Source organism: Rhodanobacter sp. sgz306013, assembly GCF_057031145.1.
Genome location: NZ_JBXCIJ010000001.1, coordinates 915,682 through 937,249, shown reverse-complemented (window position 1 = coordinate 937,249; position 21,568 = coordinate 915,682). Strand labels below are relative to the sequence as shown.

Annotated in this window: 24 protein-coding genes and 1 other RNA gene; 2 read left to right on the top strand and 23 right to left on the bottom strand. The window is 67.2% G+C overall.

The genetic code is table 11. From position 1 onward, the window contains the following. Positions 1 to 48: 48 nt before the first annotated feature. From AC2EWF_RS04280 to ssrA, 5 genes are all read right to left on the bottom strand, one after another. Positions 49 to 546 carry a hypothetical protein gene (locus AC2EWF_RS04280; RefSeq protein WP_483638097.1) on the bottom strand — a complete coding sequence of 166 codons (498 nt, stop codon included), beginning with the start codon at positions 544 to 546 and terminating at the stop codon, positions 49 to 51. Positions 547 to 554: 8 nt separating this feature from the next. After that, positions 555 to 782, bottom strand: a complete 228-nt coding sequence (locus AC2EWF_RS04275) for a helix-turn-helix transcriptional regulator (RefSeq protein WP_483638096.1) — start codon at positions 780 to 782, stop codon at positions 555 to 557. 157 nt (positions 783 to 939) lie between these two features. After that, positions 940 to 1,590: a hypothetical protein gene (locus AC2EWF_RS04270; RefSeq protein ID WP_483638095.1), complete on the bottom strand. Its 651-nt coding sequence runs from the start codon at positions 1,588 to 1,590 to the stop codon at positions 940 to 942. 129 nt (positions 1,591 to 1,719) lie between these two features. Then, the gene (locus AC2EWF_RS04265) at positions 1,720 to 2,955 is read right to left on the bottom strand and encodes a tyrosine-type recombinase/integrase (protein ID WP_483638094.1); all 1,236 of its coding nucleotides are present in this window, start codon (positions 2,953 to 2,955) and stop codon (positions 1,720 to 1,722) included. Between the two features lie 180 nt (positions 2,956 to 3,135). Next, positions 3,136 to 3,487, bottom strand: a transfer-messenger RNA (tmRNA) gene (gene ssrA, locus AC2EWF_RS04260). Positions 3,488 to 3,778: 291 nt separating this feature from the next. Here ssrA and AC2EWF_RS04255 point away from each other — a divergent pair. Further along, on the top strand, positions 3,779 to 4,285 hold the full coding sequence (locus AC2EWF_RS04255) for a PepSY domain-containing protein (RefSeq protein ID WP_483638093.1): 507 nt from the start codon (positions 3,779 to 3,781) through the stop codon (positions 4,283 to 4,285). 141 nt (positions 4,286 to 4,426) lie between these two features. On the opposite strand, the gene fabV is transcribed toward AC2EWF_RS04255, so the two are convergent. The 12 genes from fabV to AC2EWF_RS04195 all read right to left on the bottom strand — a co-directional run bounded on the left by fabV (position 4,427) and on the right by AC2EWF_RS04195 (position 14,881). Beyond that, positions 4,427 to 5,635 (bottom strand): enoyl-ACP reductase FabV, encoded by a 1,209-nt coding sequence (gene fabV, locus AC2EWF_RS04250; protein WP_483638092.1) that lies wholly within the window; start codon positions 5,633 to 5,635, stop codon positions 4,427 to 4,429. Positions 5,636 to 5,756: 121 nt separating this feature from the next. Next, the gene (locus AC2EWF_RS04245) at positions 5,757 to 6,488 is read right to left on the bottom strand and encodes a copper homeostasis protein CutC (RefSeq protein ID WP_483638091.1); all 732 of its coding nucleotides are present in this window, start codon (positions 6,486 to 6,488) and stop codon (positions 5,757 to 5,759) included. Further along, positions 6,485 to 6,733 carry a hypothetical protein gene (locus tag AC2EWF_RS04240; protein WP_483638090.1) on the bottom strand — a complete coding sequence of 83 codons (249 nt, stop codon included), beginning with the start codon at positions 6,731 to 6,733 and terminating at the stop codon, positions 6,485 to 6,487. Before AC2EWF_RS04240 ends, AC2EWF_RS04245 begins: the two co-directional genes overlap by 4 nt. Before the next feature lie 155 nt (positions 6,734 to 6,888). Next, on the bottom strand, positions 6,889 to 7,095 hold the full coding sequence (locus AC2EWF_RS04235; protein ID WP_483638089.1) for a cold-shock protein: 207 nt from the start codon (positions 7,093 to 7,095) through the stop codon (positions 6,889 to 6,891). A gap of 193 nt (positions 7,096 to 7,288) precedes the next feature. Continuing rightward, the gene (locus tag AC2EWF_RS04230; RefSeq protein ID WP_483638088.1) at positions 7,289 to 8,041 is read right to left on the bottom strand and encodes an S-methyl-5'-thioinosine phosphorylase; all 753 of its coding nucleotides are present in this window, start codon (positions 8,039 to 8,041) and stop codon (positions 7,289 to 7,291) included. Beyond that, positions 8,038 to 8,580, bottom strand: coding sequence for an NADPH-dependent FMN reductase (locus AC2EWF_RS04225; RefSeq protein WP_483638087.1), 543 nt, complete (start codon positions 8,578 to 8,580; stop codon positions 8,038 to 8,040). Before AC2EWF_RS04225 ends, AC2EWF_RS04230 begins: the two co-directional genes overlap by 4 nt. A gap of 20 nt (positions 8,581 to 8,600) precedes the next feature. Beyond that, positions 8,601 to 9,149 (bottom strand): hypoxanthine-guanine phosphoribosyltransferase, encoded by a 549-nt coding sequence (locus tag AC2EWF_RS04220; RefSeq protein WP_483638086.1) that lies wholly within the window; start codon positions 9,147 to 9,149, stop codon positions 8,601 to 8,603. Beyond that, positions 9,146 to 10,162 carry a beta-N-acetylhexosaminidase gene (gene nagZ / locus AC2EWF_RS04215; protein ID WP_483638085.1) on the bottom strand — a complete coding sequence of 339 codons (1,017 nt, stop codon included), beginning with the start codon at positions 10,160 to 10,162 and terminating at the stop codon, positions 9,146 to 9,148. Before nagZ ends, AC2EWF_RS04220 begins: the two co-directional genes overlap by 4 nt. Continuing rightward, a complete protein-coding gene (locus AC2EWF_RS04210; RefSeq protein ID WP_483638084.1) occupies positions 10,162 to 10,686 on the bottom strand; it encodes a CYTH domain-containing protein in 525 nt (174 codons plus the stop codon). The genes nagZ and AC2EWF_RS04210 overlap by 1 nt, the downstream gene beginning before the upstream one ends. Before the next feature lie 94 nt (positions 10,687 to 10,780). Next, on the bottom strand, positions 10,781 to 12,130 hold the full coding sequence (gene rlmD / locus AC2EWF_RS04205) for a 23S rRNA (uracil(1939)-C(5))-methyltransferase RlmD (protein WP_483638083.1): 1,350 nt from the start codon (positions 12,128 to 12,130) through the stop codon (positions 10,781 to 10,783). Positions 12,131 to 12,207: 77 nt separating this feature from the next. Further along, positions 12,208 to 12,819 carry a YdbL family probable chaperone protein gene (locus AC2EWF_RS04200; protein WP_483638082.1) on the bottom strand — a complete coding sequence of 204 codons (612 nt, stop codon included), beginning with the start codon at positions 12,817 to 12,819 and terminating at the stop codon, positions 12,208 to 12,210. Between the two features lie 34 nt (positions 12,820 to 12,853). Next, positions 12,854 to 14,881: a hypothetical protein gene (locus AC2EWF_RS04195; protein ID WP_483638081.1), complete on the bottom strand. Its 2,028-nt coding sequence runs from the start codon at positions 14,879 to 14,881 to the stop codon at positions 12,854 to 12,856. A gap of 43 nt (positions 14,882 to 14,924) precedes the next feature. On the opposite strand from AC2EWF_RS04195, the gene AC2EWF_RS04190 reads away from it, so the two are divergent. Next, positions 14,925 to 15,635, top strand: a complete 711-nt coding sequence (locus tag AC2EWF_RS04190; protein ID WP_483638080.1) for a response regulator — start codon at positions 14,925 to 14,927, stop codon at positions 15,633 to 15,635. Between the two features lie 57 nt (positions 15,636 to 15,692). On the opposite strand, the gene recO is transcribed toward AC2EWF_RS04190, so the two are convergent. The 6 genes from recO to lepA form a co-directional block, all read right to left on the bottom strand. Further along, positions 15,693 to 16,403 carry a DNA repair protein RecO gene (gene recO, locus AC2EWF_RS04185; protein ID WP_483638079.1) on the bottom strand — a complete coding sequence of 237 codons (711 nt, stop codon included), beginning with the start codon at positions 16,401 to 16,403 and terminating at the stop codon, positions 15,693 to 15,695. Positions 16,404 to 16,509: 106 nt separating this feature from the next. Next, positions 16,510 to 17,445 (bottom strand): GTPase Era, encoded by a 936-nt coding sequence (gene era, locus AC2EWF_RS04180; RefSeq protein WP_483638078.1) that lies wholly within the window; start codon positions 17,443 to 17,445, stop codon positions 16,510 to 16,512. A gap of 82 nt (positions 17,446 to 17,527) precedes the next feature. Further along, positions 17,528 to 18,187, bottom strand: coding sequence for a ribonuclease III (rnc, locus tag AC2EWF_RS04175; protein ID WP_483638077.1), 660 nt, complete (start codon positions 18,185 to 18,187; stop codon positions 17,528 to 17,530). 10 nt (positions 18,188 to 18,197) lie between these two features. Beyond that, positions 18,198 to 18,581, bottom strand: a complete 384-nt coding sequence (locus AC2EWF_RS04170; RefSeq protein WP_483638076.1) for a DUF4845 domain-containing protein — start codon at positions 18,579 to 18,581, stop codon at positions 18,198 to 18,200. A 121-nt stretch (positions 18,582 to 18,702) separates the two neighbouring features. Continuing rightward, positions 18,703 to 19,617, bottom strand: coding sequence for a signal peptidase I (gene lepB, locus AC2EWF_RS04165; protein WP_483638075.1), 915 nt, complete (start codon positions 19,615 to 19,617; stop codon positions 18,703 to 18,705). 24 nt (positions 19,618 to 19,641) lie between these two features. Continuing rightward, positions 19,642 to 21,432, bottom strand: a complete 1,791-nt coding sequence (gene lepA / locus AC2EWF_RS04160) for a translation elongation factor 4 (RefSeq protein WP_483638074.1) — start codon at positions 21,430 to 21,432, stop codon at positions 19,642 to 19,644. Between the last annotated feature and the right edge of the window lie 136 nt (positions 21,433 to 21,568).

The window sequence follows — 21,568 nt, the reverse complement described above, 5'->3', positions numbered from 1 at the left end:
ACGCCGAAAAATGGCCGGACTGACACGCCCACCGTGTCGGCGATGGATTTACTGACACGCATACCGTGTCGGCTTGGCACGCCCGTCGTGTCGGCCTGACACGGCTACCGGGCTGGGCGATGCGTTTTGCTTCGCTGGCTTCGGTATCGGTGGCTGCGGCACCTTCCACAGGCCCGAAGCAACCGCCGTGGCAGACACGTCCAGCTTGCCGTGGCATTCGTCGATGGGGCGCCAAGTGAACGCATACAGGCAGCAACGGTTCATGCCGCCCTGTCGGGTCTTTTCGATCAAGCCATAGTGTTGCAACTCGGCCAGCGCCCGTGTGAGCGTGTCGCGCGAGCGCCAGCCGCGCAGTTGCAGGATGCTCCACGTTGCGCACAGGTCGCCGTTGTTATGCCCGCGCAACTGGCTGCCCAAGTCGTTCAACAGCTTCACGGCATGGGCGGACAAAGCGCAGTAGTTCGGCGAGTCCAGCACCGCGTGCGGCAAGCCGAACCAGCCGCCAGTCTCCTTGCGCCCTGTCGTTTTCTCGCGTGAGCGTGCCATGGCGTGCCCTACTCGGCATCGCCAGCCATGACACGCTGGAACTCGGCCAGGTCGGCGCGGTGATAGCGCACCAGCCGGGCGCCGATCTTGCGATAGCGCGGGCCTTTGCGCAGGGCACGCCAGTTGCGCAGGGTGCGGACGGCGCAGTTTAAGGCGGCTGCGGCTTCCTGCTCGGTCAGCAGATCGCCGGGTTCGATCTTGGTTGTAGGTTGCGGAGCAAGTGCATTGGTGGACATCACGGATTCCTCGCGTTAACTGCGGGATGCAGTGATGTTTGATTATTTGCACAGCGGGCACGTTGAATAGCGGGGAGGGTTTAGAAAACCAGCCCCACCGAATCGCGGAACCTGCCCCACCCCAAGGAACAAACCTACCCCACCCCTACCGGGTCGGCTAGTCACCTGGTGTCTTGGGGGCGCCGCCCACTTGTTGCCAGTTCGCCACAGTGGCAACGCGATCCCGTGCGTTCGCAGATAGCTCGGGCTTGTTTGCTTCCAGCCACGAGGCCAGCGCCTGCTTTGCACTCTTGCCAGCCGTAGCCTTGGGGCTATCGCGCACGGCGTCAAACGCTTCGATTGCGGCGCGTAGTTCATCCGGGAAGCGACTCAGGTCTGACGTTCCCTGTCGCAACTCACTGGAATTGACATGCCAACGGTGCGGGAGTCCGCATCTATGCGCCCACTGCACTAGGTCGGCGATAGGAATTTTCGTCTCGCTGCACAACTCGTCGCTCGCAGGATCGCAAGCCACAAGCCATTGGTCATAACCATTGGCTTGCCAAGCCAGTGGAAAAGCCGAATGCACGCGACCACCCTGTACAGCACGAATCAGTGCGACTTCGTAGGCATCAGCCTTTGCAGCCTTTCCCCTGTCGGAGTCAATGCGATTCGTCGACGGCTTGGGATTCAGCCCCGCTAGTAACCGGGCAGCCTCTTGGATGCTCAAGGGATCGACAATTTGCCAAATCCTCCAGTAATCCAGCGCTGTCGCATCGGCTTTCGGTAATTCAGCATCCGCCCAATCAAACACCGGGTCACCCGTCATCGCGCACACCTCTGCGCCCTTCAAAGGGTGCCGCGCCAGCCGGGGAAGGTGCCCGGTTTTCGGATGGCCGTCCTAGACGCGGCATAACTGTTTGCTCGATTGTGCATGCGCCCGTCGCAGGGCATGCGACTAACTGGCCTTGCGCTTGAACGGCACCACGTCACCGCCCGCGCGCAGGGCGTCCAGGTAATCCGACCAGCCTTGCATCATCTTCCGCCGCTCGGGCAGGTGCGCCGTACGGTTGTAGGCACGTCCGTTCGGATCTTTCACGGCATGGGCCAACTGGTGCTCGATGAAGTCCACGCGGTAGCCCAGCACTTCGTCCAGAATCGTGCGGGCGGTGGCGCGGAAGCCGTGCGCCGTCATGGTGTCGGTGCCGTAGCCCATGCGGCGCAGAGCCGCATTGATCGCGTTGTTCGACATGGGGCGACGCGGTGAGCGGCCACCCGGAAAGACGTATTGCCCGCGCCCGGTCAATGGCTGCAGCTCGCGCAGGATCGCCACGGCCTGATCGCAGAGAGGCACCAGGTGAGGCTGGCGCATCTTCATCTTGCCCGCTGGGATATTCCACTCGCCCGCGTCCAGGTCGAACTCCGACCATTCGGCATGCCGCAGCTCACCAGGACGGACAAACAGCAAGGCCGACAGCTTCAACGCCGCTCGCGTAGTCGGGTCACCGGTGTAGCCCTCGATAGCACGCAGCAGGCCACCAAGCACGGCCGGATCGGTGATCGCGGCGTGGTGGCGCTCTGCCGGCGATGCGATGGCGCCTTTCAGGTCGGCCACGGGGTTCCGGTCAGCTCGTCCCGTAGCGATGGCGTAGCGCATAACCTGGCCACAGGTCTGCAGCACCCGATGCGCCGATTCCAGTGCGCCGCGCTCCTCCATCCGCCGCCCTACCCTCAGGAACTCGGGTGCGGACAGCTCAGCCACAGGTCGGCCACCGATGTACGGATAGACGTCGTTCGCCATCCATGCCTCGACCTTGACCCGGTAGTGCTCCACCCACGTCTGCTTACCCAGCCACTCGCGAGCGACCACCTCGAAGCTATTGGCCGCTCGCTCCTCCCCTGCCGCTTTCTCAGCCTTCCGGTGCTCGCCGGGGTCTATACCCGCCGCCAGCAGGGCGCGGGCCTCCTCTCGTTTCTCACGCGCTAGGCGCAGGGATGTTTCCGGGTACGCACCAAGCGCCAGCATGTTTTCCGTACCCGTAACGGGCCGGCGGTAACGCCAGCGCCACAACTTGCTGCCGTCCGGGTTTACCAGCAGGAACATGCCGCGCCCGTCGGGCAGTTTGTAAGGCTTCGCTTCCGGCTTGGCATTTGCTACGGCGGAAGGGGCTAATGGCTCGGCGCGCTTTGGCATCGGGGCTGCTCCAGTTTTTCGGGTACGCGCTCCGTCGCCCGGCTCACTACCCGTACCCATACCCGCAAACTTGGGGGATATACGGGTACACCACGGGGACATTGCGGGGCAAGCGTACAACAAAAAACCGCGCCAGAGCGCGGTTTCAGGGGGATCAAAGGGCATCCCGTGACGCTATATTGGTGGAGGTGGCGGGAGTCGAACCCGCGTCCGAAGGCGCTTGACGCCCGGTACTACATGCTTAGCTCACCGTTGGATCTCGTCCCGCGACAGCACGATGTGCGAAGCGCATCGAAGGACCAGCCTGCTTGATTTGACCCTGGCCGACAGGCGGCGGCTTCGGGCGATCCCGTGATAATGACCCTACACCGACGAGCACGAGCACAAGTGGGTTCGGGGCTAGGCCTTAAGCGGCCAGAGCGTAGTTGTCGTCGTTGGCAACTATGAGTTTGCGGCTGGATTAACGAGGAAAGCTGCCCCCTCGGCATGCACCAAGCCATCTCACTACCCCCGTCGAAGCCAGTACACCCCCGGGGAAACGGTATGGCCGTACAAGTATATGGGGTCGCGGCGTGCGGCATCAATGTGGGCGCAATGCCGGCGGCGCTGCGAAGCACACCAGGCAGCTGGCTGGTTCCGTACAGGCCCTGCCTCGCAGCCAACTGAACCGCAGCCCGCTTTTCACTTTCCAGTTACGGCATCTTTCAACCGCTGTTCCGGGTGCGATGGTCACATTCGTGCTGCCAGGCTCGACCCGGCGGTCCGCCAGTTCGTGACCGTCGGACCTTGAACCTGCCCCGGCCCCTTCACCAAGGAGTGCATCATGAGCAAGCGCCTGCTTCCCCTGTTGATCGGACTGTCGATTGGCGGTGCTGTCCTTGCGCAGACCCAACCCTCGCCGATGGCCGCGTCATCCACGACCAGGGTCACCACAACCACCACCACGAGCACCTGGTCCACGCAGCCGCCGAACGGCGCAAAGACCGAGGATGCCATCAAGGCCGCCATCGCCGCCGCCGGCTACAAGGAAGTGAAAGGCCTGGCATTCAAGGACGGCGTGTGGCGCGGCAAGGCGCGCGGCGGCAACAAGAAGTGGGTCAAGCTTGCCGTCGGTCCGGTTTCCGGCAAGGTCTACCCGACCGACGCGCCGTCCGGGCTCAACAAGGACGAGGTCAACGCCAAGCTGACCGCTGCCGGCTACCAGAACGTCAAGGATGTGAAATTCGACCACGGCCTGTGGCGTGCGGAGGCGAAGTCCCCGCAAGGCCACAGCGTGGACCTGCTGGCCGACCCTGACGATAGCAGCGTGGTCGCCCAGTCGCGCGACTGACCCGGCTTCCGGATGCCCGGGCTAGCCAGGCGCCGCCATGGCGCCGGCGCGGCGCAGCCTGCATGCCGCACAAGAAGGCCCCGCCATACGGGGCCTTCTTGTGCGTTGAAAACGACGCCGCGGCGATCGGGCGATGGCGCCTCACATCTCCACGCAATCGAAGCGACGGTCCGTTTCCACCTCGGCGTCGTAATCCACGTCGCCGCGGTCGAAGCCGAACAGCTTGAGGAACTCGTGCTTGTAGCCGGCGTAGTCGGTGACCTGCTTGAGCGTCTCGGTCGTGACGGTGGGCCACAGCGCCTTGCAGGCATCCTGCACGTCGGTGCGCAACTCCCAGTCGTCGAGGCGCACTCGCCCTTCGTCGTCGGTCGGCAGGGCGGCACCGTCGGCTCGGTAGAGACGGTCATGGAACAGCCGGTTGATCTGCTCGATGCAGCCTTCGTGGATGCCCTTGTCCTTCATGATCCTGAAGGCGATGGAGACGTACAGCGGGATCACCGGGATCGCCGCACTCGCTTGGGTGACCACCGACTTCATCACGCCCACGCGCGCATCCAGGCCTTCGGCGGCGTGGCGGCCGCGCAGCGCCTTCGCCGTGTTGTCCAGGTGCTGCTTGGCCTGGCCCAGGGTGCCGTGCCAGTACATCGGCCAAGTGATCTCGGTACCGATATAGCTGTAGGCGATGGTCTTGGCGTTCTTCGCCAGCACGCCCGCGGCGGAGAGCGCGTCGATCCACAGCGCCCAGTCCTCGCCACCCATCACGGTGACGGTGTCCTTGATCTCCTGCTCGGTGGCCGGCTCGATGGTGGCCTCGATCACGGCGTCCTTGTTGGTGTCGACCGAGGTGTTGGTGAACGGCTGGCCGATGGTCTTGAGCGCCGAGCGCACCACCTCGCCGGTGTCCGGCAACTTGCGCACGGGGGAGGCCAGCGAGTAGACCACGAGGTCGATCTGGCCACCCATCTCCGCCTTGATGATCTCGATCGCACGCTCGCGCGTCCCGTTCGCGAAGGCGTCGCCGTTGATGGACTTGGCGTAGAGGCCCGCCTGCTTGGCCAGCTTGTCGAACGCGGCGGCGTTGTACCAGCCGGCGGTGCCAGGCTTGTCCTCGCTGCTGGGCTTCTCGAAGAACACGCCCAGGGTGGCCGCGCCGTAGCCGAACGCGGCGGTGATCCGCGAAGCGAGGCCATAGCCGGTGGAGGCGCCGATCACCAACACGCGCCTGGGTCCCTTGCCGTCGTCGTGGATCGCGGCCTTGGTGGTGGCGATCTGCTCGGCCACGTTGAGCTCGCAGCCGACCGGGTGGGCCGTGACACAGATGAAGCCGCGCACTTTGGGTTTGATGATCACTTGGGGACGCTCCACGGGGAATTCGCAAGGCGGCATCTTAGCGAAGCCGGGCGAACATGCGCTGCGGTAGGGTGGTGCATTGCCACATCTTCCCGTCCCCGCAGGGGAGAGTAAGGGGCAATCAGCCCGCCTGCAGCGCCTGCACCAGCGCGCGCACCTGCTCCACGTCGCTGCGCAGCTCGCCGCCCTGCATGTCGACGAGCTGCGGTGGGCGATGACGCATGGCCGAGGCGAGCTGCCGCTTGGCGGAGGCGTGGAACTCGTGGGCGCCGGTAGCGCTGGCGAGCGCGGCGAGATTGTCTACCGTCACACCGGCGCCGGGCATGAGCGCGATACGACCGGATGCCTGCTCGATCAGCCCGCGGATCAATGCGGCGCCTTCCAGCGCACTCGCCTGCCCGCCCGACGTGAGTACGCGCTCGCAACCGAGCGCGATCACGTCCTCCAGCGCCCGCCGCGGATCGCGTACGAGGTCGAAGGCGCGGTGGAAGGTGACGCCGAGATGGCCTGCCGCAGCGATCAGCTCGTAGCAGCGTTGCATGTCCACCCCGCCGTCGGCGTCGAGCACGCCCAATACCACGCCGTCGCAGCCCAGCGCGGCGCAGGTCTCGATGTCGCGGCGCATCGCCTCGCATTCGTCGTCGTTGTAGAGGAAATCGCCGGCGCGCGGGCGGATCAGCACATACAACGGAATCCGCAGGCGCTCGCGCACCATCGCGATGCTGGCGTGCGAGGGTGTGAGCCCACCCAGCTCCAGCGCGCTGCACAGCTCCACCCGCCCCGCCCCGCCCGCCTGCGCAGCCAGCGCCGAGGCCAACGAATTCGCGGCCACTTCGAGCAGACGTGCGCTCATGCGGGGAAGACGCTCTTCGAGTGAACCGGCGCGCGGCGGTCCTTCGCGTCGCACACGGCGTGGGAGAAACCCGGCTGGATCGCCCGGGCGTCCACTTCGCCGTCCTTGTCCCTGGCGAGGAAGCCCCTCAGGATTTCCTTCGCCACCCCGGGCTTCCTGCGCGCGCCGCGCAGCACCGCCTCGCGGCAGGCTGGCGCCGATGCATCCGGCAGCGAGGTCTTGAAGAGTTGCCGACGATCGGCCATGGCTGCTCCTACATTCTCATTCTCTGCGATCGCCATGATCGCAGGAATCGTTCGGGCGGCCATCCATGGCCGCGCTTCATCAAAGCGAAAAGCCCCGCGCCGGGGCGCGGGGCTTGGACTCACTGATGGCCGGCGCAAGCGCCGACCGGCGGAACTCAGGCCGCAACCTCGACGCCCGAAGCCTGGGCGCCCTTAGGGCCGTTGGTGACCTCGAACTTCACGCGCTGACCCTCCTGCAGGCTGCGGAAGCCCTTGGAGTTGATGGCCGAGAAGTGGACGAACACGTCCTCCCCACCGTCCTCAGGCGCGATGAAACCGAAGCCTTTGGCGTCGTTGAACCACTTGACCGTACCGAAACGCATTGCTGGAACCTCTGGAAGCATGGACAGGGCGCACCCGACCGAGCTCGAACCATCCCCCTGGCTCACCGTCCTGGTGCCCGGAAAGTATCAACATGTTTACGGGCAAAGCGCAATATGCAGCCCCCGATTCGCTGCACCAGGCCCCATGTCCGGCTCATGGCAATGCGTCATGAGGTAATGCGATAACGCGCGATCACAGGCGCAGCATCGCTTCCAGCAGGCGCGGTACCTCGGCGGTGGCCGCGGCGAGGTGGGCGAAGATCTCCTCGATGCTGATCTCGGCCTCGTCGCCGCAGCCGGCGGCGTAGTTCGCCACCAGGGCGAGGCAGGCGTAGTCCAGCCCCAGTTCCCGCGCCAGCGCGGCCTCGGGCATGCCGGTCATGCCGACCAGGTCGCAGCCGTCGCGCTTCATGCGCGCGATCTCGGCCCGGGTCTCCAGACGCGGCCCCTGGGTGGCGCCGTAGCAACCGCCATCGATTACCGCGATGCCCGCCCTGCGCGCGGCCTGTAGCAGGCGGTGACGCAGCGATGCGGTATAGGGTTCACTGAAGTCGATGTGGTTGACCTCGGCGCCTTCGATGTCGCAGAAGCTGGTGTAGCGGCCGTGGGTGTAATCGATCAGCTGATCGGGCACCGCCATGGCGCGCGGCCCCAAGTCGCTGCGGATGCCGCCCACTGCGTTGACGCCGATCACCGCGCGTGCGCCAAGATGGTGCAGCGCCCACAGGTTGGCGCGGTAGTTCACCCGATGCGGCGGCAGGCTGTGGCTCTCGCCGTGGCGTGCGAGGAACGCCACGCGCTTCCCCGCGAAATCGCCCAGCACCACCTCGCCCGAGGCGCCCCCGAACGGCGTCTCCACGGCATGCCGCCCGCTGTTCTCCAGCCCAGGAAACTTGTACAGGCCGCTGCCGCCGATCACGGCCAGGTCGATCGGATGCTTGCTCATGCGAGGGTTCCGAGGAAGTTGTGGAGATGGCGCGCCAGCAATTCGCGGGTGCGCTCGTCGACCAGGCGGCCATCGGCGATCTTGGTGTGCGCCTGGAACACCAGCACCTCGCCCTGCGGCTCGACCACCGCGCCCGCGCGGCGCAGCACCAGCCGCAACTGGTCCTGCGCGCGTACCGTGCCGGTGACGCCGGGGCTGGCACCGACGATGCACACGCGCTTGCCGGCCAACGGCGCGGATGGCCGGGCGATGCCGGGCCGCGAGACCCAGTCGATGGCGTTCTTCAGCACGCCGGTAATGCCGCCGTTGTATTCGGGGCAGGCCAGCAGCAGTGCATCGGCCCCCGCCACCGCATCCTTCAGCGCGGCCACCGCTGCGGGGTCGCCCTGCTCCTCCACGTCCTGGTCGAACAACGGCAGGCCGTGCAGGTCGTGGATGGTGAGAACCGCATCCGCCGGCAGCAGTTCCTGCGCGGCATGGAGCAACACGGTGTTGAACGAGGCCCGGCGCAGGCTGCCGGAGATGCCGAGGATGTTCATGCGGGTTCCCGTGGTTGCGTTCAGCGCAAGGCGTAGATGGCCGGCAGGTTGCGCCCCTGCTCGTGGTAGTCCATGCCGTAGCCGAACACGTAGCGGTCGGGCAGCTCGACGCCGTTGAAGTCGGAAGCGATGCCGGCGACCAGGCGGTCGTGGCGCTTGCTGCACAGGCTGGCGATCAGCACGCGCCTGGCGCCGCGGCGCAGGCAGTCTTCGCGCACCGCCTTCAGCGTATGGCCCTCGTCGAGGATGTCGTCCACCAGCAGCACGGTGCGCCCGCGGAGATCCGCCGCGGGCTCGCGCAGCCAGTGGAGTTCGCTGCCGGAGGTGGCACCGCGGTAGCGGGTGGCATGCACGTAGTCGAATTCGAGGTCGGTGCGGATCGAGAGCGCCAGTTGTCCGGCGAACATCAGCGCACCGTTCATCACGGTGAGGAACACCGCCCTTTCACCGTCCAGCGCGGCATCGATCCGCCGGCCGAGATCGGCGATTACGGTTTCGATCTCCTCGCGCCCGAACAGCACGTCGGCGTGCGCGAGTGCATCGCGGAGGGATGGGAGCGTTTCGTTCATGCCGTGCCCTGTGCGGCGTCCAGCGCCGTGATGCGCGCGACGAAACGGTCGCGCTGGGGGTTGTCGGTGAGGCTGTCCCAGTTGGCACCGATCGCGCCGCGCAGGGGGGCCAGCCGTTCGGCGTGCGCCGGCACGCGGCCGGCAACGGCGGCCAAGGCTTCGTCCACCACCTCGGGAAAGCAGGCCAGCACCAGGTCGCAGCCGGCGTCCAGGTGGCCGTGCACGCGCTCGGCCACGCCACCGGCCACGCCCGCTGCGGCCATGCTGATGTCGTCGCTGATCACCGCACCGGCGAAACCCAGTTCGCCACGCAGGATTTCGCCGATCCACGCCCGCGAGTAGCCGGCCGGCCGCGCATCGACGGCGGGATAGACCACGTGCGCCATCATCACCGCCTCGACCCGCGCCGCGATGCACTCGGCGAACGGACGCAGGTCCTCCCGACTGATGACGTCCAGCGGGCGAGGATCGATCGCCTGGGCCTTGTGTGTGTCGGCGGCCACCGAGCCATGGCCGGGGAAATGCTTGAGCACCGCGGCCATGCCAGCCAGGTGCATGCCGCGCACGTAGGCCGCGGCGAGCTCTGCGGCCACTGCGGGGTCGGCGTGGAAGGCGCGCGCGCCGATCGCCGCGCTGCCGCGGGCGAGATCCGCCACCGGCGCGAAACTGAAGTCCACGCCGCAGGCGCGCAGCTCGCTGGCCATCACCCAGGCATGTTCCTCGGCGAGGCGCACCGCCTCCGCCGGATCGCGGTCGTGGACCTCGCCGATCCGCGCCAGCGCCGGCAGGCGGGTGAAGCCCTCGCGGAAGCGCTGCACCGGGCCGCCTTCCTGGTCCACCGCGACCAGCATCTGCTCGCCGCCGATCTCGCGGATGGATTCGCACAGCGCCATCAACTGGGCGCGGTCGGCATAGTTGCGCGCGAACAGGATCACGCCCGCCACGCCGGGCGCGGCGAGCCAGGCGTATTCGCGTTCGGCGACTTCGAGCCCGGTGAGGCCGATCAGAAGCATCAGGCGTCCGCTCCATCGTTGGCACCGCGCTCGGCCGGCGTCCAGCGGGCGTACGGATGCGCGATCAGGTTGACGTTGTAGTAGCGCACCAGCGCACTCACCTCGCGGCCCAGCCACGGCGGCCGCGGGAACGGGGCGTCCGCCCGCGGCAGCTCCACTTCGGCCACCACGAGACCGGCATTGTCGCCCAGAAACTCGTCGATCTCGAACAACGCGCCGCCGACCCGGACATGATGCCGACGCTTGCTGAGCACGCCGTCGCACAGGGTGGCCAGCAACGCATCGGCATCGTCTGGCGGGATCGCGTAGTCGTACTCGGCACGCTCGATGCCCGACCGCGCGGCCTTGATGTTGAGCCAGGCACCGTCACCTGCCCGGCGCACCCGCACCGACGCCCGCGCCAGTCCCGCCGCCAATGCCGCCGCGCCGACCAGGTAGCCCTGCGCGAGATGCTCGCTGTACTCCACCTGCGCACGCCAGCTGTCGTCGCGCAACAGGAATTTCCGTTCGATCTCTATGCCCATCGGCAAATACACCTTGCTGGCGACGATGTTCCCAATGAAGCGGGCTGTTGGTGAAAAGTGCGGCCATGGATGGCCGCCCGCTTGGTCTTCGCGGTCAGGAAGGCCGCTCGAACAAAGCGACGGATTCGACATGCGCGGTGTGCGGGAACATGTCCATCACGCCTGCCGCGCTGAGCCTGAAGCCGTGCTGGTTGACCAGGATGCCGGCATCGCGCGCCAGCGAGGCGGGATGGCAGGAAACGTAGACGATGCGCCGCGTGGCCTGGTGCGGCAGGTAGGCCAATACCCGGTCGGCGCCGGCGCGGGGCGGGTCGAGCAACAGCTTGTCCCAGGGCTGGCGCGCCCAGTCGGCGCTGCGCTGGTCCTCGAACAGGTTGGCGACGTGGAAGCGCGCGTTGGCGATGCCGTTGCGTGCGGCATTCTCGGCGGCACGCGCCACCAGCCCGTGCTCGCCTTCGACGCCTCCCACCTCGGCCACGCGGCGCGCGATCGGCAGAGTGAAGTTGCCCAGCCCGCAGAACAGGTCGAGCACGCGATCGCCGGCCTGCGGATCCAGCAGCTCCATCGCGTGCGCCATCATTTTCCGGTTCATGCCGGCGTTGACCTGCACGAAGTCCAGCGGCTGGAACTCCAGTTCCACATCCGCCGCGCCACCGCCCGGCGACAGCGTGAATGCCAGCCGCGGATTCTCCGGCCACAGCGGGTGCACGCTGCTCACGCCACCCGGCTGCAGGTAGATCGCAAAGCCGTGCTGCTGGCCGAACGCGACGAGTGCCGCGCGGTCGTGCTCGCTGAGCTGCTGCATGTGGCGGAACACCAGTGCCACGGCATCGTCGCCGGCGGCGAACTCGATCTGCGGGATCCCGGACGCCGCGTCCATGGTGCTCACCAGCTCGCCGAGCAGTTCGATCTTCCCGCCCAGCGCGGGATGCACTACGTCGCAATGCCGGATGTCGGCCACGTAGCGCGGATTGGCCTCTTCGCGAAAACCCACCAGCACGCGTCCCTTCTTCGCCACCGAGCGCACCGACAACCGGCCCTTGCGGCGGTAGCCCCAGGGTTCGTCGGTGAGCGGCGGCAGCCACCGCGCGGGCTCCACCCTGCCGATGCGCGCGAAGTTGTCGGCCAGCACGCGCTGCTTGGCTTCGATCTGGGCCGCCGCGTCCAGGTGCTGCAGCGAACAGCCGCCGCATTGGCCGAAGTGCGCGCACCTGGGCGGCACGCGATGCGGCGAGGCGTTGAGCACTTCGACCGTTTCGGCCTCGTCGAAGTGGCGATGGCGCCGGTGGACGCGCAGGCGCACGCGCTCGCCCTCGAGCGCACCGGCGACGAACACCGCCTTGCCGTCGATGCGGGCGACGCCACGGCCATCGTGACTCAGGTCGGTGATGTCGGCTTCGAGCTCGGGTGCGGGCGCGCGGGGGCGGGAGTTGGATCGGGACATGGCCTGCGGGACTTCAACACGGCGGGGGCAGACCGGCCATTATCCCTGATTGCGTCCCATGGCGCTGCGGCAGGCGCTCACTTGCGCTGCCACGCGCCGGCGGCGTCCTGGTAGTACCAGCCGGGGTGCGCATGTTCGATCCAGGTCTGCGCGAAGGTGGCGCGGATCTGCGCCTCCCACTCCGGATGATTGTTGGCGTTGGCGATCTCCCGGTACAAGGCCGCGCGATCGCGGTTCTCGTCGGCCACGGTGGCGTTGGCCTGGGCGCGTTCGGCGAGCGGCACCTTGGCCGCATCGCGCATGGCGACCATGCCGTCGTGGGTGAAGCCCGCCGCGCCGCTGTCCAGCAGCGCCTTCAGCGAAGTCTCGAAACGCGTGCGCATCCTTTCGTGGATCGCCTGCACTGCGGGCGTCTGCACGCGCAGGTTCGGCACCTCGGCGGCCTGCGCCGCCGGCACCAGCAGATCCAGCAGCATCGCCGAAGGCTGGTGCGCAGGCGGCGGGTTGTCCTGCGCGGGGGCGTTCTTGTCCGCCGCCGGCGCCTTGTGCCCGCTGCCATCGAGCACGGTGCCGATGAACTGGTCGGCGGCCTTCTGCGCCGCCGCCTCGGGGAAATAGACGTTGATCGTGACGCAACCCACCAACGCGACGGCCAGCATGGCGAGGATGGTGCAGGTGAGCTTGCGCATGTGCCACTCCTTGAACGGGACGTCCGCAACGGCTTCAACGCACCACCGGCCCGTGGCCGTTGATGGCCTCGCGCAGGCGACGCACCAAGGTGGGCCAGTCGACCTGCGTCTGGTGGCCGATCACCTCGAGGTGCGGCAGGCCGCTGCCTTCGACGATAGTGTAACCGCCATCGTTGCCCTCCAGTCCGCCCATCTGGCAGATCGCGCCGCGCAGTGTGCAGCTGAGGCCGATGCGCTTGTAGCCGAAGGTCTTGAACAATTTCAGCATCGCGCCCTGAATACCGCCCGCCATGCTGCCTCCGCCCACCGCCGTGAGGTTGTTCACCGCGCGCTGGCTGATCCGGCCACCACTGTCGGCAAGCAGCGACGCCTTGAACGCGACCGGATTCCAGTTCGCCAGGCGCAGGTCGTCGATCGAGCCGTTGAGTCGCCCGGTAATGCTGCCGAAGTCGAACACGCTGGTGATCGCGCCGAGGTCGAGCTGGCTGAGGCTGATGTCGCCGGCCAGCATGGGCGCATCGCCGAACGGCTGCTGCAGCGAGAGGTGGGTGACGTCCACGAAGCCGCCGAACACGTTCACCGACAGGCCACCGGCCAGTTCGAAGCGATCGCCGACCCAGCGTAACGAGGGAACCGCGCCCCCCAGCGTACCGGGGAAGGACGGCCAGCCCAGCGCGTGGCTGAAGCTGGCCATGTCGACGCCGGTGACCGCCAGGCTGGTGGCGAGGCGCTGGCCTCTCGCCGCCGCCGGGCGCCAGTCCAGGGAGGCCAGCCGCACCTGCCCCTTCAGCACCGGCACGGTAAGCGGCTGCAGCAGCGCCAGCGTGCCGTCGCGGCTCTGCCAGTGCGACAGCGCCGCGCCGTTGGGAATGCGGTGGAACTGCAGGGCCTGCCAGCCCAGCGTGGTGGCGGGACGCTCGCCCTGTGCGGACCAGTCCAGGCCGCCGTGCAGCTGGCTTACCGCAAAGCGACCGTCGCCGTCGGCCAGGTCCAGCCGGTCCGTATCGAAAGCGAAGGCGTGCAGGCCGTCACTGCGCAGGTCCAGGCTACCGCTCAACTGGCCTGTGGAGCGCAGGTCCCGCAGGCCCAGCGTGGCCAGCCAGGCCTGGCCGTATCGTTCATAGGCCGCCGGCAAGCTGGCGTGGAAGCGGTCCAGCTGCAGCTTCCGCAGGTTGCCCTTGGCGTCGAACGCCAGCGCGCCGTCCAGTTGCAGCGCATCGGCATCATCGACGTGCAGGCGATCCAGTTCGATCATGCCTCGGCTGGCGCGTGCCTCGATGTCCAGCTGCACCGGGTGCGCGGGCAGTTTCGCGTACAGCGGCCCCAGCAGCAGCTCGCCGCCGCCCAGGCTGCCCTGCAGGCTGATCCGGGCCCCGTCGCCACCGCTGTCGAAACCGAAACGCCCCTTGCCGCCGACGCCCTGCCCCGCGAGGGTTCCGCTGGGCGTGTCGAAACCGACCCCGAACAGCGTGAACTCACCGGAGGACTGTATCCCCGTGCTACCCGCATCCAGCGCAAGATCGGCATCCAGCCGGCCGGCGCCGAGCCGGCCGGACCAGACCGTGCCGAGCAGGCCCTGCAGCCAGCCTGCGGGCAACTGGCGCAGACTGATATTGGCGTGGCTGAGCTGGTCCAGCGGCAGCCACGCGCTGGCTTGCGCCTTGTCCTGCTGCAACTGCACCTGCATGGTGTCAGAAGCGGGATTCACCACCCAGGTGAGCTGCCCATCGTCCAACGCACCACCTGGTGCGCCGCGCAATTGCACGTGGCCGTCGAACACCCAGCGCAACTGGGCATCGCGCTGCAGCCGGCCGTCGAGGTGCAGGCCCACTCGCCGCCAGCCCATCGCGGCAATATCCGCCTGACCGGCCTGCAGCTGCAGATGCAGGCCGCCGGCCGGGTCCTCGCTGAGCCGGGCGCTCAGGTTCTGCAGGCGCAGGCCTGGCAGGCTGAGCTGTTTCGCGGCAACTGTAATGTCCGCCCGCGCCGGCCCCGCCAGCCCCAGGCCGAGGCCGAGCAGCAGGAACAGGCAAAGCAGCAGGTGGCTTGATGTCGGGCGCATGTCAGGCCATTCTGCCAAAACCAGCTGAACCAGGGACCCGGTCATGCCTGCCAGCCCCGCTGCACTACCCCCACCGCATGTGCTGGTGGCCGACGACGATGCAGCCAGCCGCCGCTTCCTGTGCGACGGATTGCGCTCGCTGGGTGCCCAGGTAGCGGACTGCGCCGATGGCCTGCGGGCGCTGCAGCTGGGCCGCGACGAAGCCTTCGACCTGTTGCTGCTGGACTGCCGCATGCCTGGTGCCGGCGCCCGCGAGGTGTTGGCGGCGCTGCGTGCCGACCCCGGGGCATGTTCCGCCGACAGTCTCGCGGTCGCCAGTTCCGCCGAGCTGGACGGCGCCGAACAGCGCGGCCTGCTCGCCTGCGGCTTCGGCGATGTGCTGCGCAAACCTTGCGATATCGCGGATCTGCAGCGCCTGCTGGCCCGATTGCCCGGCGCCATGCCGGTCCTGGACGACGCCGCAGCCCTGCGCGCCAGCGGCGACGCCACCACCTTGCAGGCGCTGCGCCAACTGTTGCGCGCCGAGCTGGCCCTGCTGCACCAGGAACTGGGCATGCCGGTTCGCGACCATGCAGCACTGGACGACCGGCTGCATCGGTTGCGTTCGTCCTGCGGTTTCTGCGGCACTGCCGCGCTGGCCGCCGAGGTAGCCAGCCTGCAACGGCGGTTGCACGAAGAGCCACACGATGTCGCCAAGGCCATCACGCGATTCCGCAGCACCGTACTGGTCACGCTGCAGGCTCTGGATTCCTGAGCGACAGCAAGGCAAGCCTGGTGAAGGCAATTGAACAAGGCCACGCCGCCCGCGGCCTCAACGATGCGGCTGCACGCCTGCCAGCATGCGCCACGCGCGCAGTTCACCCCCACCCAGGTGATAACGGATCACCTCGCGCATCAGCCGCCGCAGCGTCGCCGCCCCCTCGGAGTCCGGCATACGGTCTTCGGCCAGCGCCAGCAAGTCACCACCACGCACCGCATGGACCGCACCAGCGGCGCAACGCACGGCGCCCTGCTCCACGTCGTAGCGGTAATACGCCTGCGCCTGCAGCACCTGTCCACTACCGGCCTCGTGGCGCAACTGCAGCCCGTAGCCGATTGCCTCTAGCAGGTCACGCTCGAAACGGCGCAACGTCCATCCTGCCGGCTCGCCCGCGGCCAGCCGCGCCAAGGTATGGCCGTAGGCGTCGAACAGTGTCGGATGCGCGTCCTGCCGCGCAGTGAGCCGCACTACCAGCTCGTTGAGGTAGAGCCCCGCCAGACCATGGTCGCCACGCAGCCGCAGCGGCATGCCCATCGCTTCGGCCGCCGCCAGCATGGCCAACTCGCCGCGGAGCAGCAAATCCAGCGCCAGTGGCTGGAAGGGCTCCAGTTGCGCCCGCCGCAATTTCGCCCGTTCGCCACGCACCCCGCGCGCCACGACGCCGAGCCTCCCATGGTCGCGGGTCAGGCATTCGAGGAGCAGCGAAGTCTCGCGGTAGGGCCGCGCATGCAGCACGTAGGCGGGTTGCTGATGGAGGCGCATGGACACAAGCCGGGGCAAGGAGTTCGGGACGGGGATCGGCAACGCCAGACAGCGCGACGCCCTGGCTCTCCCGGATTCCCGATCCGGAACCCGGGCTCCAGGCCACTCAATCCGTGTAGCCGAACTTCTTCAGCATCGCCTCGTCGTCCACCCAGCCTTCGCGTACCTTCACCCACAACTTGAGAAAAACCTTACGCTCGAACAGGCGCTCCATGTGCCGGCGCGCGGCCGTGCCGATGGCCTTGAGCTGGGCCCCGCCCTGGCCGATCACGATGGCCTTCTGGCCATCGCGCTCCACCCAGACCACCGCGTGGATCTCGGCAACACCGTCGGGGCGGTCATTGAACTGTTCGATTTCCACCGTGGTGGCGTAGGGCAGTTCCTGGTCCAGCCGCAGCATCAGCTGCTCGCGCACCATCTCGGCGGCGAGGAAGCGCTCGCTGCGATCGGTGATCTCGTCCTCGCCGTAGACCGGCGCGCGCACCGGCAGGCGGGCGAGGATGGCCCGTTCAAGCTCGGCCAGGCCCTTCTTCTTCAGGGCGCTGGCGTAGTGGATCTCGTCGTAGTCGTGCTTCTCGGCGAGCGTAGCGACGAACGGCAGCAGCGCCGCCTTGTCCTTGCTCAGGTCCACCTTGTTGATGACCAGCAGGCGCGCCGCCTTCTGTTCGGTGAGTGCGGCGTACAGCGCTTCGTCCTCGTCGGTCCAGCGGCCCGCCTCGATCACCTGCACCACCAGGTCGACGTCGCTGATCGCGGCGCGCGCGGCGCGGTTGAGGCTGCGGTTCATCGCACGCTTGGCGCCACGGTGCAGGCCAGGGGTGTCGACATAGAGGATCTGCCCGGCCTCGCTGCTGGCGATGCCGAGGATGCGATGGCGGGTGGTCTGCGGACGCGGGCTGACGATGGAGAGGCGAAAGCCGATCAGCGCATTGAGCAAGGTCGACTTGCCCACGTTGGGGCGGCCGGCCAGCGCGACCAGGCCGCAGCGATAGTCCGCATGCGGCAGCGCGCCGTCGGCGCCGGATTCGATGGAATGGTCCATGGGAGGGGGTACTCGGACAGGTGTGCGACATTGTAGTGCGCAAGCCCGCGCCCGCAGGCAGTCGGCGCGAGCGCGACCACGCTCAGGCGGCGCGCGACTGCTCGACCAGGTGGACCAGCACCGCGTCGGCGGCGTCCTGTTCGGCCTGTCGCCGGCTGGAGCCGCTGGCCTCGGCACTGAACGGTTGCGGCTCGGTTACCGAGCAGCGCACGTCGAAGATCCTGGCGTGATCCTCGCCGTGGCTGTCGATCAGTTCGTACTGCGGCAGCGCATGACCGTGGCCTTGCAACCACTCCTGCAGACGCGTCTTGGCGTCCTTGGAGGAACGTGGCAGCGCGCCGATGCGTTCCGCAAAGAGCTCGCGCACCACTTGCCGGCAGGCATCAAGGCCGCCATCGAGGAACACCGCCGCCAGCGAGGCCTCGAACGCGTCGGCGAGGATGGAGTCGCGGCGGAAACCGCCGCTCTTCAGCTCGCCGGGACCGAGCTTCAACGCATCGCCCAGTTCCAGCTCGCGCGCGATCGCCGCCAGGGCCTGGCCGTTGACCAGTTGCGCGCGCAAGCGCGACAACTCGCCTTCGCTGGCCTTCGGATGGGCCTGGTACAGCATTTCGGCCACGAAAGCACCCAGCAGGGCGTCGCCGAGAAACTCGAGACGCTCGTTGTTCGGCTTGCCTACGCTGCGGTGGGTCAGCGCCAGCGCGGCGAGATCGGGGTCGCGGAAACGGTAGTTCAGGGTCAAGCGGAGCGGCTCACTCGTTCACGTTGCCCTGCAACTTCACACTCTTCTCGAAGTGCAGCAGGAAATCGATGTTGTACATGAACGGGATGTCCTTGTCGTAGGCCACATGCAGCACGCTGGTACCGCCGCTGTCACGGCTGATCGTGATGTCGGTCGGCTTGACAGTGGCGTCGTCCACGTACTGGAAGTCCATCTGGCGCATCAGCTCACGGCGAATCTCGTCCAGCGACTTGCCGCCGGTACCGGAACTGGCGATGCCATTCATCGCCTTCACCACACCCATGTACTCGGAATAGGACGGCACCAGCTTCATCGCCATGTAACCGAAGAAACCCACCACCAGCAGGATCACCAAGAACCCGATCAGGGTCACGCCCGACTGCCTCGTTTTCATAGTCCCCTCGCCATGCGACCGCTGCGGCCGGCTGTGATTGCGTCATGCGGCCGCGCCCTCCGCGGTCGCCGGCGCCGATTATGCCAGCGACCGCGCGGGATGCGGCAGCGGCTGCATCACATCAGTGGATGATCGTGCCGATGCGGTGGAAGTCCACGCCACCGGTACCCCAGCCCTTCCAGCTCATCCAGATCATGAAGGCCTTGCCTGCCAGGTCCTGTTCCGGCAGGCAACCCCACCAGCGGCTGTCGGTGCTGTTGTTGCGGTTGTCGCCCATCACCAGGTAGCAACCCGGCGGCACTTTCGACGGCACCAGCGGATTCGGGATGGAATTGGGTATGGTGTAGGCCGGCATGCGCGCCACCAGGTGATTGACCACTTTGCCGTCCTCGCGCTGCAAATGCTCGGTCCATACGGTGGCGCCCATGTCCAGCATCAGGCGCTCCTCGTCGCGCTGCGGATTGCCCACGTAGGGGCCGATCTCGTCGGCCTGCACCGGCCTGCCGTTGATCAGCAGGTCGGCGCCATGGATCTCGATGCTGTCGCCGGGCAGGCCGATCACGCGCTTGATCCAGTTCTGGCTGGGCACCGGCGCGTGCGGGTCGGCACAGCTCATGTCGCCGCTGCGCACCAGCTTGCCGCTGGCGTCGTGGCACAGGAAACCCGGGAAGCGGAACACCACCACGTCGCCGCGCTTCGGCTCGCCGAGGTCAAGGAACTTGGTGTTGAACGCCGGCAAGCGCAGACCGTAGGCGAACTTGTTGACCAGGATGAAATCGCCCACGTCGAGGGTGGGCATCATCGAACCGGAGGGGATGCGGAACGGCTCGGCCACGAAGGATCGCAGCACCAGCACTACCAGCACCACCGGAAACAGCGAGCGCGCCCAATCCACCGGCGCCGGATCGCGGTACTCGCTGCCGGTCGCATCGATGCGTGCCTTGCGCTTCTTGTAGAAGAACGCCCGATCCAGTCCCCACACCACGCCGAAGAGCACGGTGAGACCCAGCAGGATGGCGGAAAAATCGAATTCCATGCTTGCTCCTGAGAGTGTCGCTTCTTATTTGTCTGTCCGCAGCACGGCGAGGAAGGCTTCCTGCGGAATCTCCACCCGACCGACCTGCTTCATGCGCTTCTTGCCTTCCTTCTGCTTCTCCAAGAGCTTCTTCTTGCGGCTGACGTCGCCGCCGTAGCACTTGGCCAGAACGTTCTTGCGCAGCGCCTTCACCGTGGAACGCGCGATGATCTGCGCGCCCACCGCGGCCTGGATCGCCACGTCGAACTGCTGGCGCGGGATCAGGTCCTTCATGCGCTCGACCAGGTCGCGGCCGCGGCGATCCGCGTGCGAACGATGCACGATGAGGGAGAGCGCATCCACGCGGTCGCCGTTGATGAGCACGTCCACGCGCACGAACGGGCCCGCGTCGAAGCGCTCGAAGTGGTAGTCCATCGAGGCGTAGCCCCGCGAAACCGACTTCAGGCGATCGAAGAAGTCCAGCACCACCTCGGCCAGCGGCAACTCGTAGGTGATCTGCACCTGGCTGGCCAGGTACTGGATCGAGCGTTGCACGCCGCGCTTCTCCTCGCACAGCGTGATGATGTTGCCGATATAGTCCGGCGGGGTGAGGATGCTGGCCACGATGATCGGCTCGCGGATCTCTTCGATCTGCGGTACCGGCGGCAGCTTGGCCGGGTTGTCCAGCGGCAGCACCGTGCCATCCGACTTCAGCACCTCGTACACCACGGTCGGTGCGGTGGTGATGAGGTTGAGGTCGTACTCGCGCTCCAGCCGTTCCTGCACGATCTCCATGTGCAGCATGCCGAGGAAGCCGCAGCGGAAGCCGAAGCCCATCGCCTCGGAGCTCTCCGGCTCGAAGAACAGCGCGGCGTCGTTGAGGCGCAGCTTGTCCAGCGCCTCGCGCATCGCCGGAAAGTCGTCCGCGGAAACCGGAAACAGGCCGGCGAACACGCGCGGCTGCATGGTCTGGAAACCGGGCAACGGTTCGGCAGCTGGCTTGCTGGCGAGGGTGAGCGTGTCGCCCACCGGTGCTCCATGCACGTCCTTGATCGAAGCGTTGACCCAGCCCACCTCTCCTGCCGAGAGCTTGTCCAGCTTCTTGCGCTTGGGCGTGAACACGCCCACCTCGTCCACCTCGTGGGTGCGGCCGGTGGACATCACCAGCAGCTTGTCGCCGGGCTTGATCTCCCCCTGCATCACGCGCACCAGCGAGATCACGCCCAGGTAATTGTCGAACCAGGAGTCGATGATCAGCGCCTGCAACTTGTCAGTGTCGCGCGGCCTCGGCGGCGGGATGCGCGCCACGATGGCTTCGAGCACCTCGACCACGTTGAGTCCGGTCTTGGCGCTGATCGCCACCGCGTCGGTCGCGTCGATGCCGATCACCGCCTCGATCTCGCCTTTCACCTTCTCGATGTCGGCGGTGGGCAGGTCGATCTTGTTCAGCACCGGCACCACTTCCAGACCCATCTCGACGGCCGTGTAGCAGTTGGCCACCGACTGCGCTTCCACGCCCTGGGCGGCATCCACCACCAGCAGTGCGCCCTCGCAGGCGGCCAGCGAGCGGCTTACCTCGTAGGAAAAGTCCACGTGGCCGGGGGTGTCGATGAAATTGAGCTGGTAGGTCTTGCCGTCGCGCGCCTGGTACGGCAGTGACACCGACTGCGCCTTGATGGTGATGCCGCGCTCGCGCTCGATCGGATTGTTGTCCAGCACCTGCGCTTCCATCTCGCGCTCGGCCAGGCCGCCGCAGATCTGGATGATGCGATCCGCCAGCGTGGACTTGCCGTGGTCGATGTGGGCGATGATGGAGAAATTGCGGATCAGTTCCATGGAGCGCGCGAAGCCGGCCTTGCCTGGGGAGCGCCACCGGAATGGCGGCACGAACCCGGTATTGTCGCATGGAACAGCAGGGCGCCGCCGCAGCCACGCCATGCCCAGCGGCACGGGGCGCGATATCGGCGAAAGC

Bases quoted from the DNA above. Each gene is read 5' to 3' on its own strand.
- AC2EWF_RS04280 (WP_483638097.1), bottom strand. From the start codon at position 546: ATGGCACGCTCACGCGAGAAAACGACAGGGCGCAAGGAGACTGGCGGC.
- AC2EWF_RS04275 (WP_483638096.1), bottom strand. From the start codon at position 782: ATGTCCACCAATGCACTTGCTCCGCAACCTACAACCAAGATCGAACCC.
- AC2EWF_RS04270 (WP_483638095.1), bottom strand. From the start codon at position 1,590: ATGACGGGTGACCCGGTGTTTGATTGGGCGGATGCTGAATTACCGAAA.
- AC2EWF_RS04265 (WP_483638094.1), bottom strand. From the start codon at position 2,955: ATGCCAAAGCGCGCCGAGCCATTAGCCCCTTCCGCCGTAGCAAATGCC.
- AC2EWF_RS04255 (WP_483638093.1), top strand. From the start codon at position 3,779: ATGAGCAAGCGCCTGCTTCCCCTGTTGATCGGACTGTCGATTGGCGGT.
- AC2EWF_RS04245 (WP_483638091.1), bottom strand. From the start codon at position 6,488: ATGAGCGCACGTCTGCTCGAAGTGGCCGCGAATTCGTTGGCCTCGGCG.
- AC2EWF_RS04240 (WP_483638090.1), bottom strand. From the start codon at position 6,733: ATGGCCGATCGTCGGCAACTCTTCAAGACCTCGCTGCCGGATGCATCG.
- AC2EWF_RS04235 (WP_483638089.1), bottom strand. From the start codon at position 7,095: ATGCGTTTCGGTACGGTCAAGTGGTTCAACGACGCCAAAGGCTTCGGT.
- AC2EWF_RS04230 (WP_483638088.1), bottom strand. From the start codon at position 8,041: ATGAGCAAGCATCCGATCGACCTGGCCGTGATCGGCGGCAGCGGCCTG.
- AC2EWF_RS04225 (WP_483638087.1), bottom strand. From the start codon at position 8,580: ATGAACATCCTCGGCATCTCCGGCAGCCTGCGCCGGGCCTCGTTCAAC.
- AC2EWF_RS04220 (WP_483638086.1), bottom strand. From the start codon at position 9,149: ATGAACGAAACGCTCCCATCCCTCCGCGATGCACTCGCGCACGCCGAC.
- nagZ (WP_483638085.1), bottom strand. From the start codon at position 10,162: ATGCTTCTGATCGGCCTCACCGGGCTCGAAGTCGCCGAACGCGAATAC.
- AC2EWF_RS04210 (WP_483638084.1), bottom strand. From the start codon at position 10,686: ATGGGCATAGAGATCGAACGGAAATTCCTGTTGCGCGACGACAGCTGG.
- rlmD (WP_483638083.1), bottom strand. From the start codon at position 12,130: ATGTCCCGATCCAACTCCCGCCCCCGCGCGCCCGCACCCGAGCTCGAA.
- AC2EWF_RS04200 (WP_483638082.1), bottom strand. From the start codon at position 12,819: ATGCGCAAGCTCACCTGCACCATCCTCGCCATGCTGGCCGTCGCGTTG.
- AC2EWF_RS04195 (WP_483638081.1), bottom strand. From the start codon at position 14,881: ATGCGCCCGACATCAAGCCACCTGCTGCTTTGCCTGTTCCTGCTGCTC.
- AC2EWF_RS04190 (WP_483638080.1), top strand. From the start codon at position 14,925: ATGCCTGCCAGCCCCGCTGCACTACCCCCACCGCATGTGCTGGTGGCC.
- recO (WP_483638079.1), bottom strand. From the start codon at position 16,403: ATGCGCCTCCATCAGCAACCCGCCTACGTGCTGCATGCGCGGCCCTAC.
- era (WP_483638078.1), bottom strand. From the start codon at position 17,445: ATGGACCATTCCATCGAATCCGGCGCCGACGGCGCGCTGCCGCATGCG.
- AC2EWF_RS04170 (WP_483638076.1), bottom strand. From the start codon at position 18,581: ATGAAAACGAGGCAGTCGGGCGTGACCCTGATCGGGTTCTTGGTGATC.
- lepB (WP_483638075.1), bottom strand. From the start codon at position 19,617: ATGGAATTCGATTTTTCCGCCATCCTGCTGGGTCTCACCGTGCTCTTC.
- lepA (WP_483638074.1), bottom strand. From the start codon at position 21,432: ATGGAACTGATCCGCAATTTCTCCATCATCGCCCACATCGACCACGGC.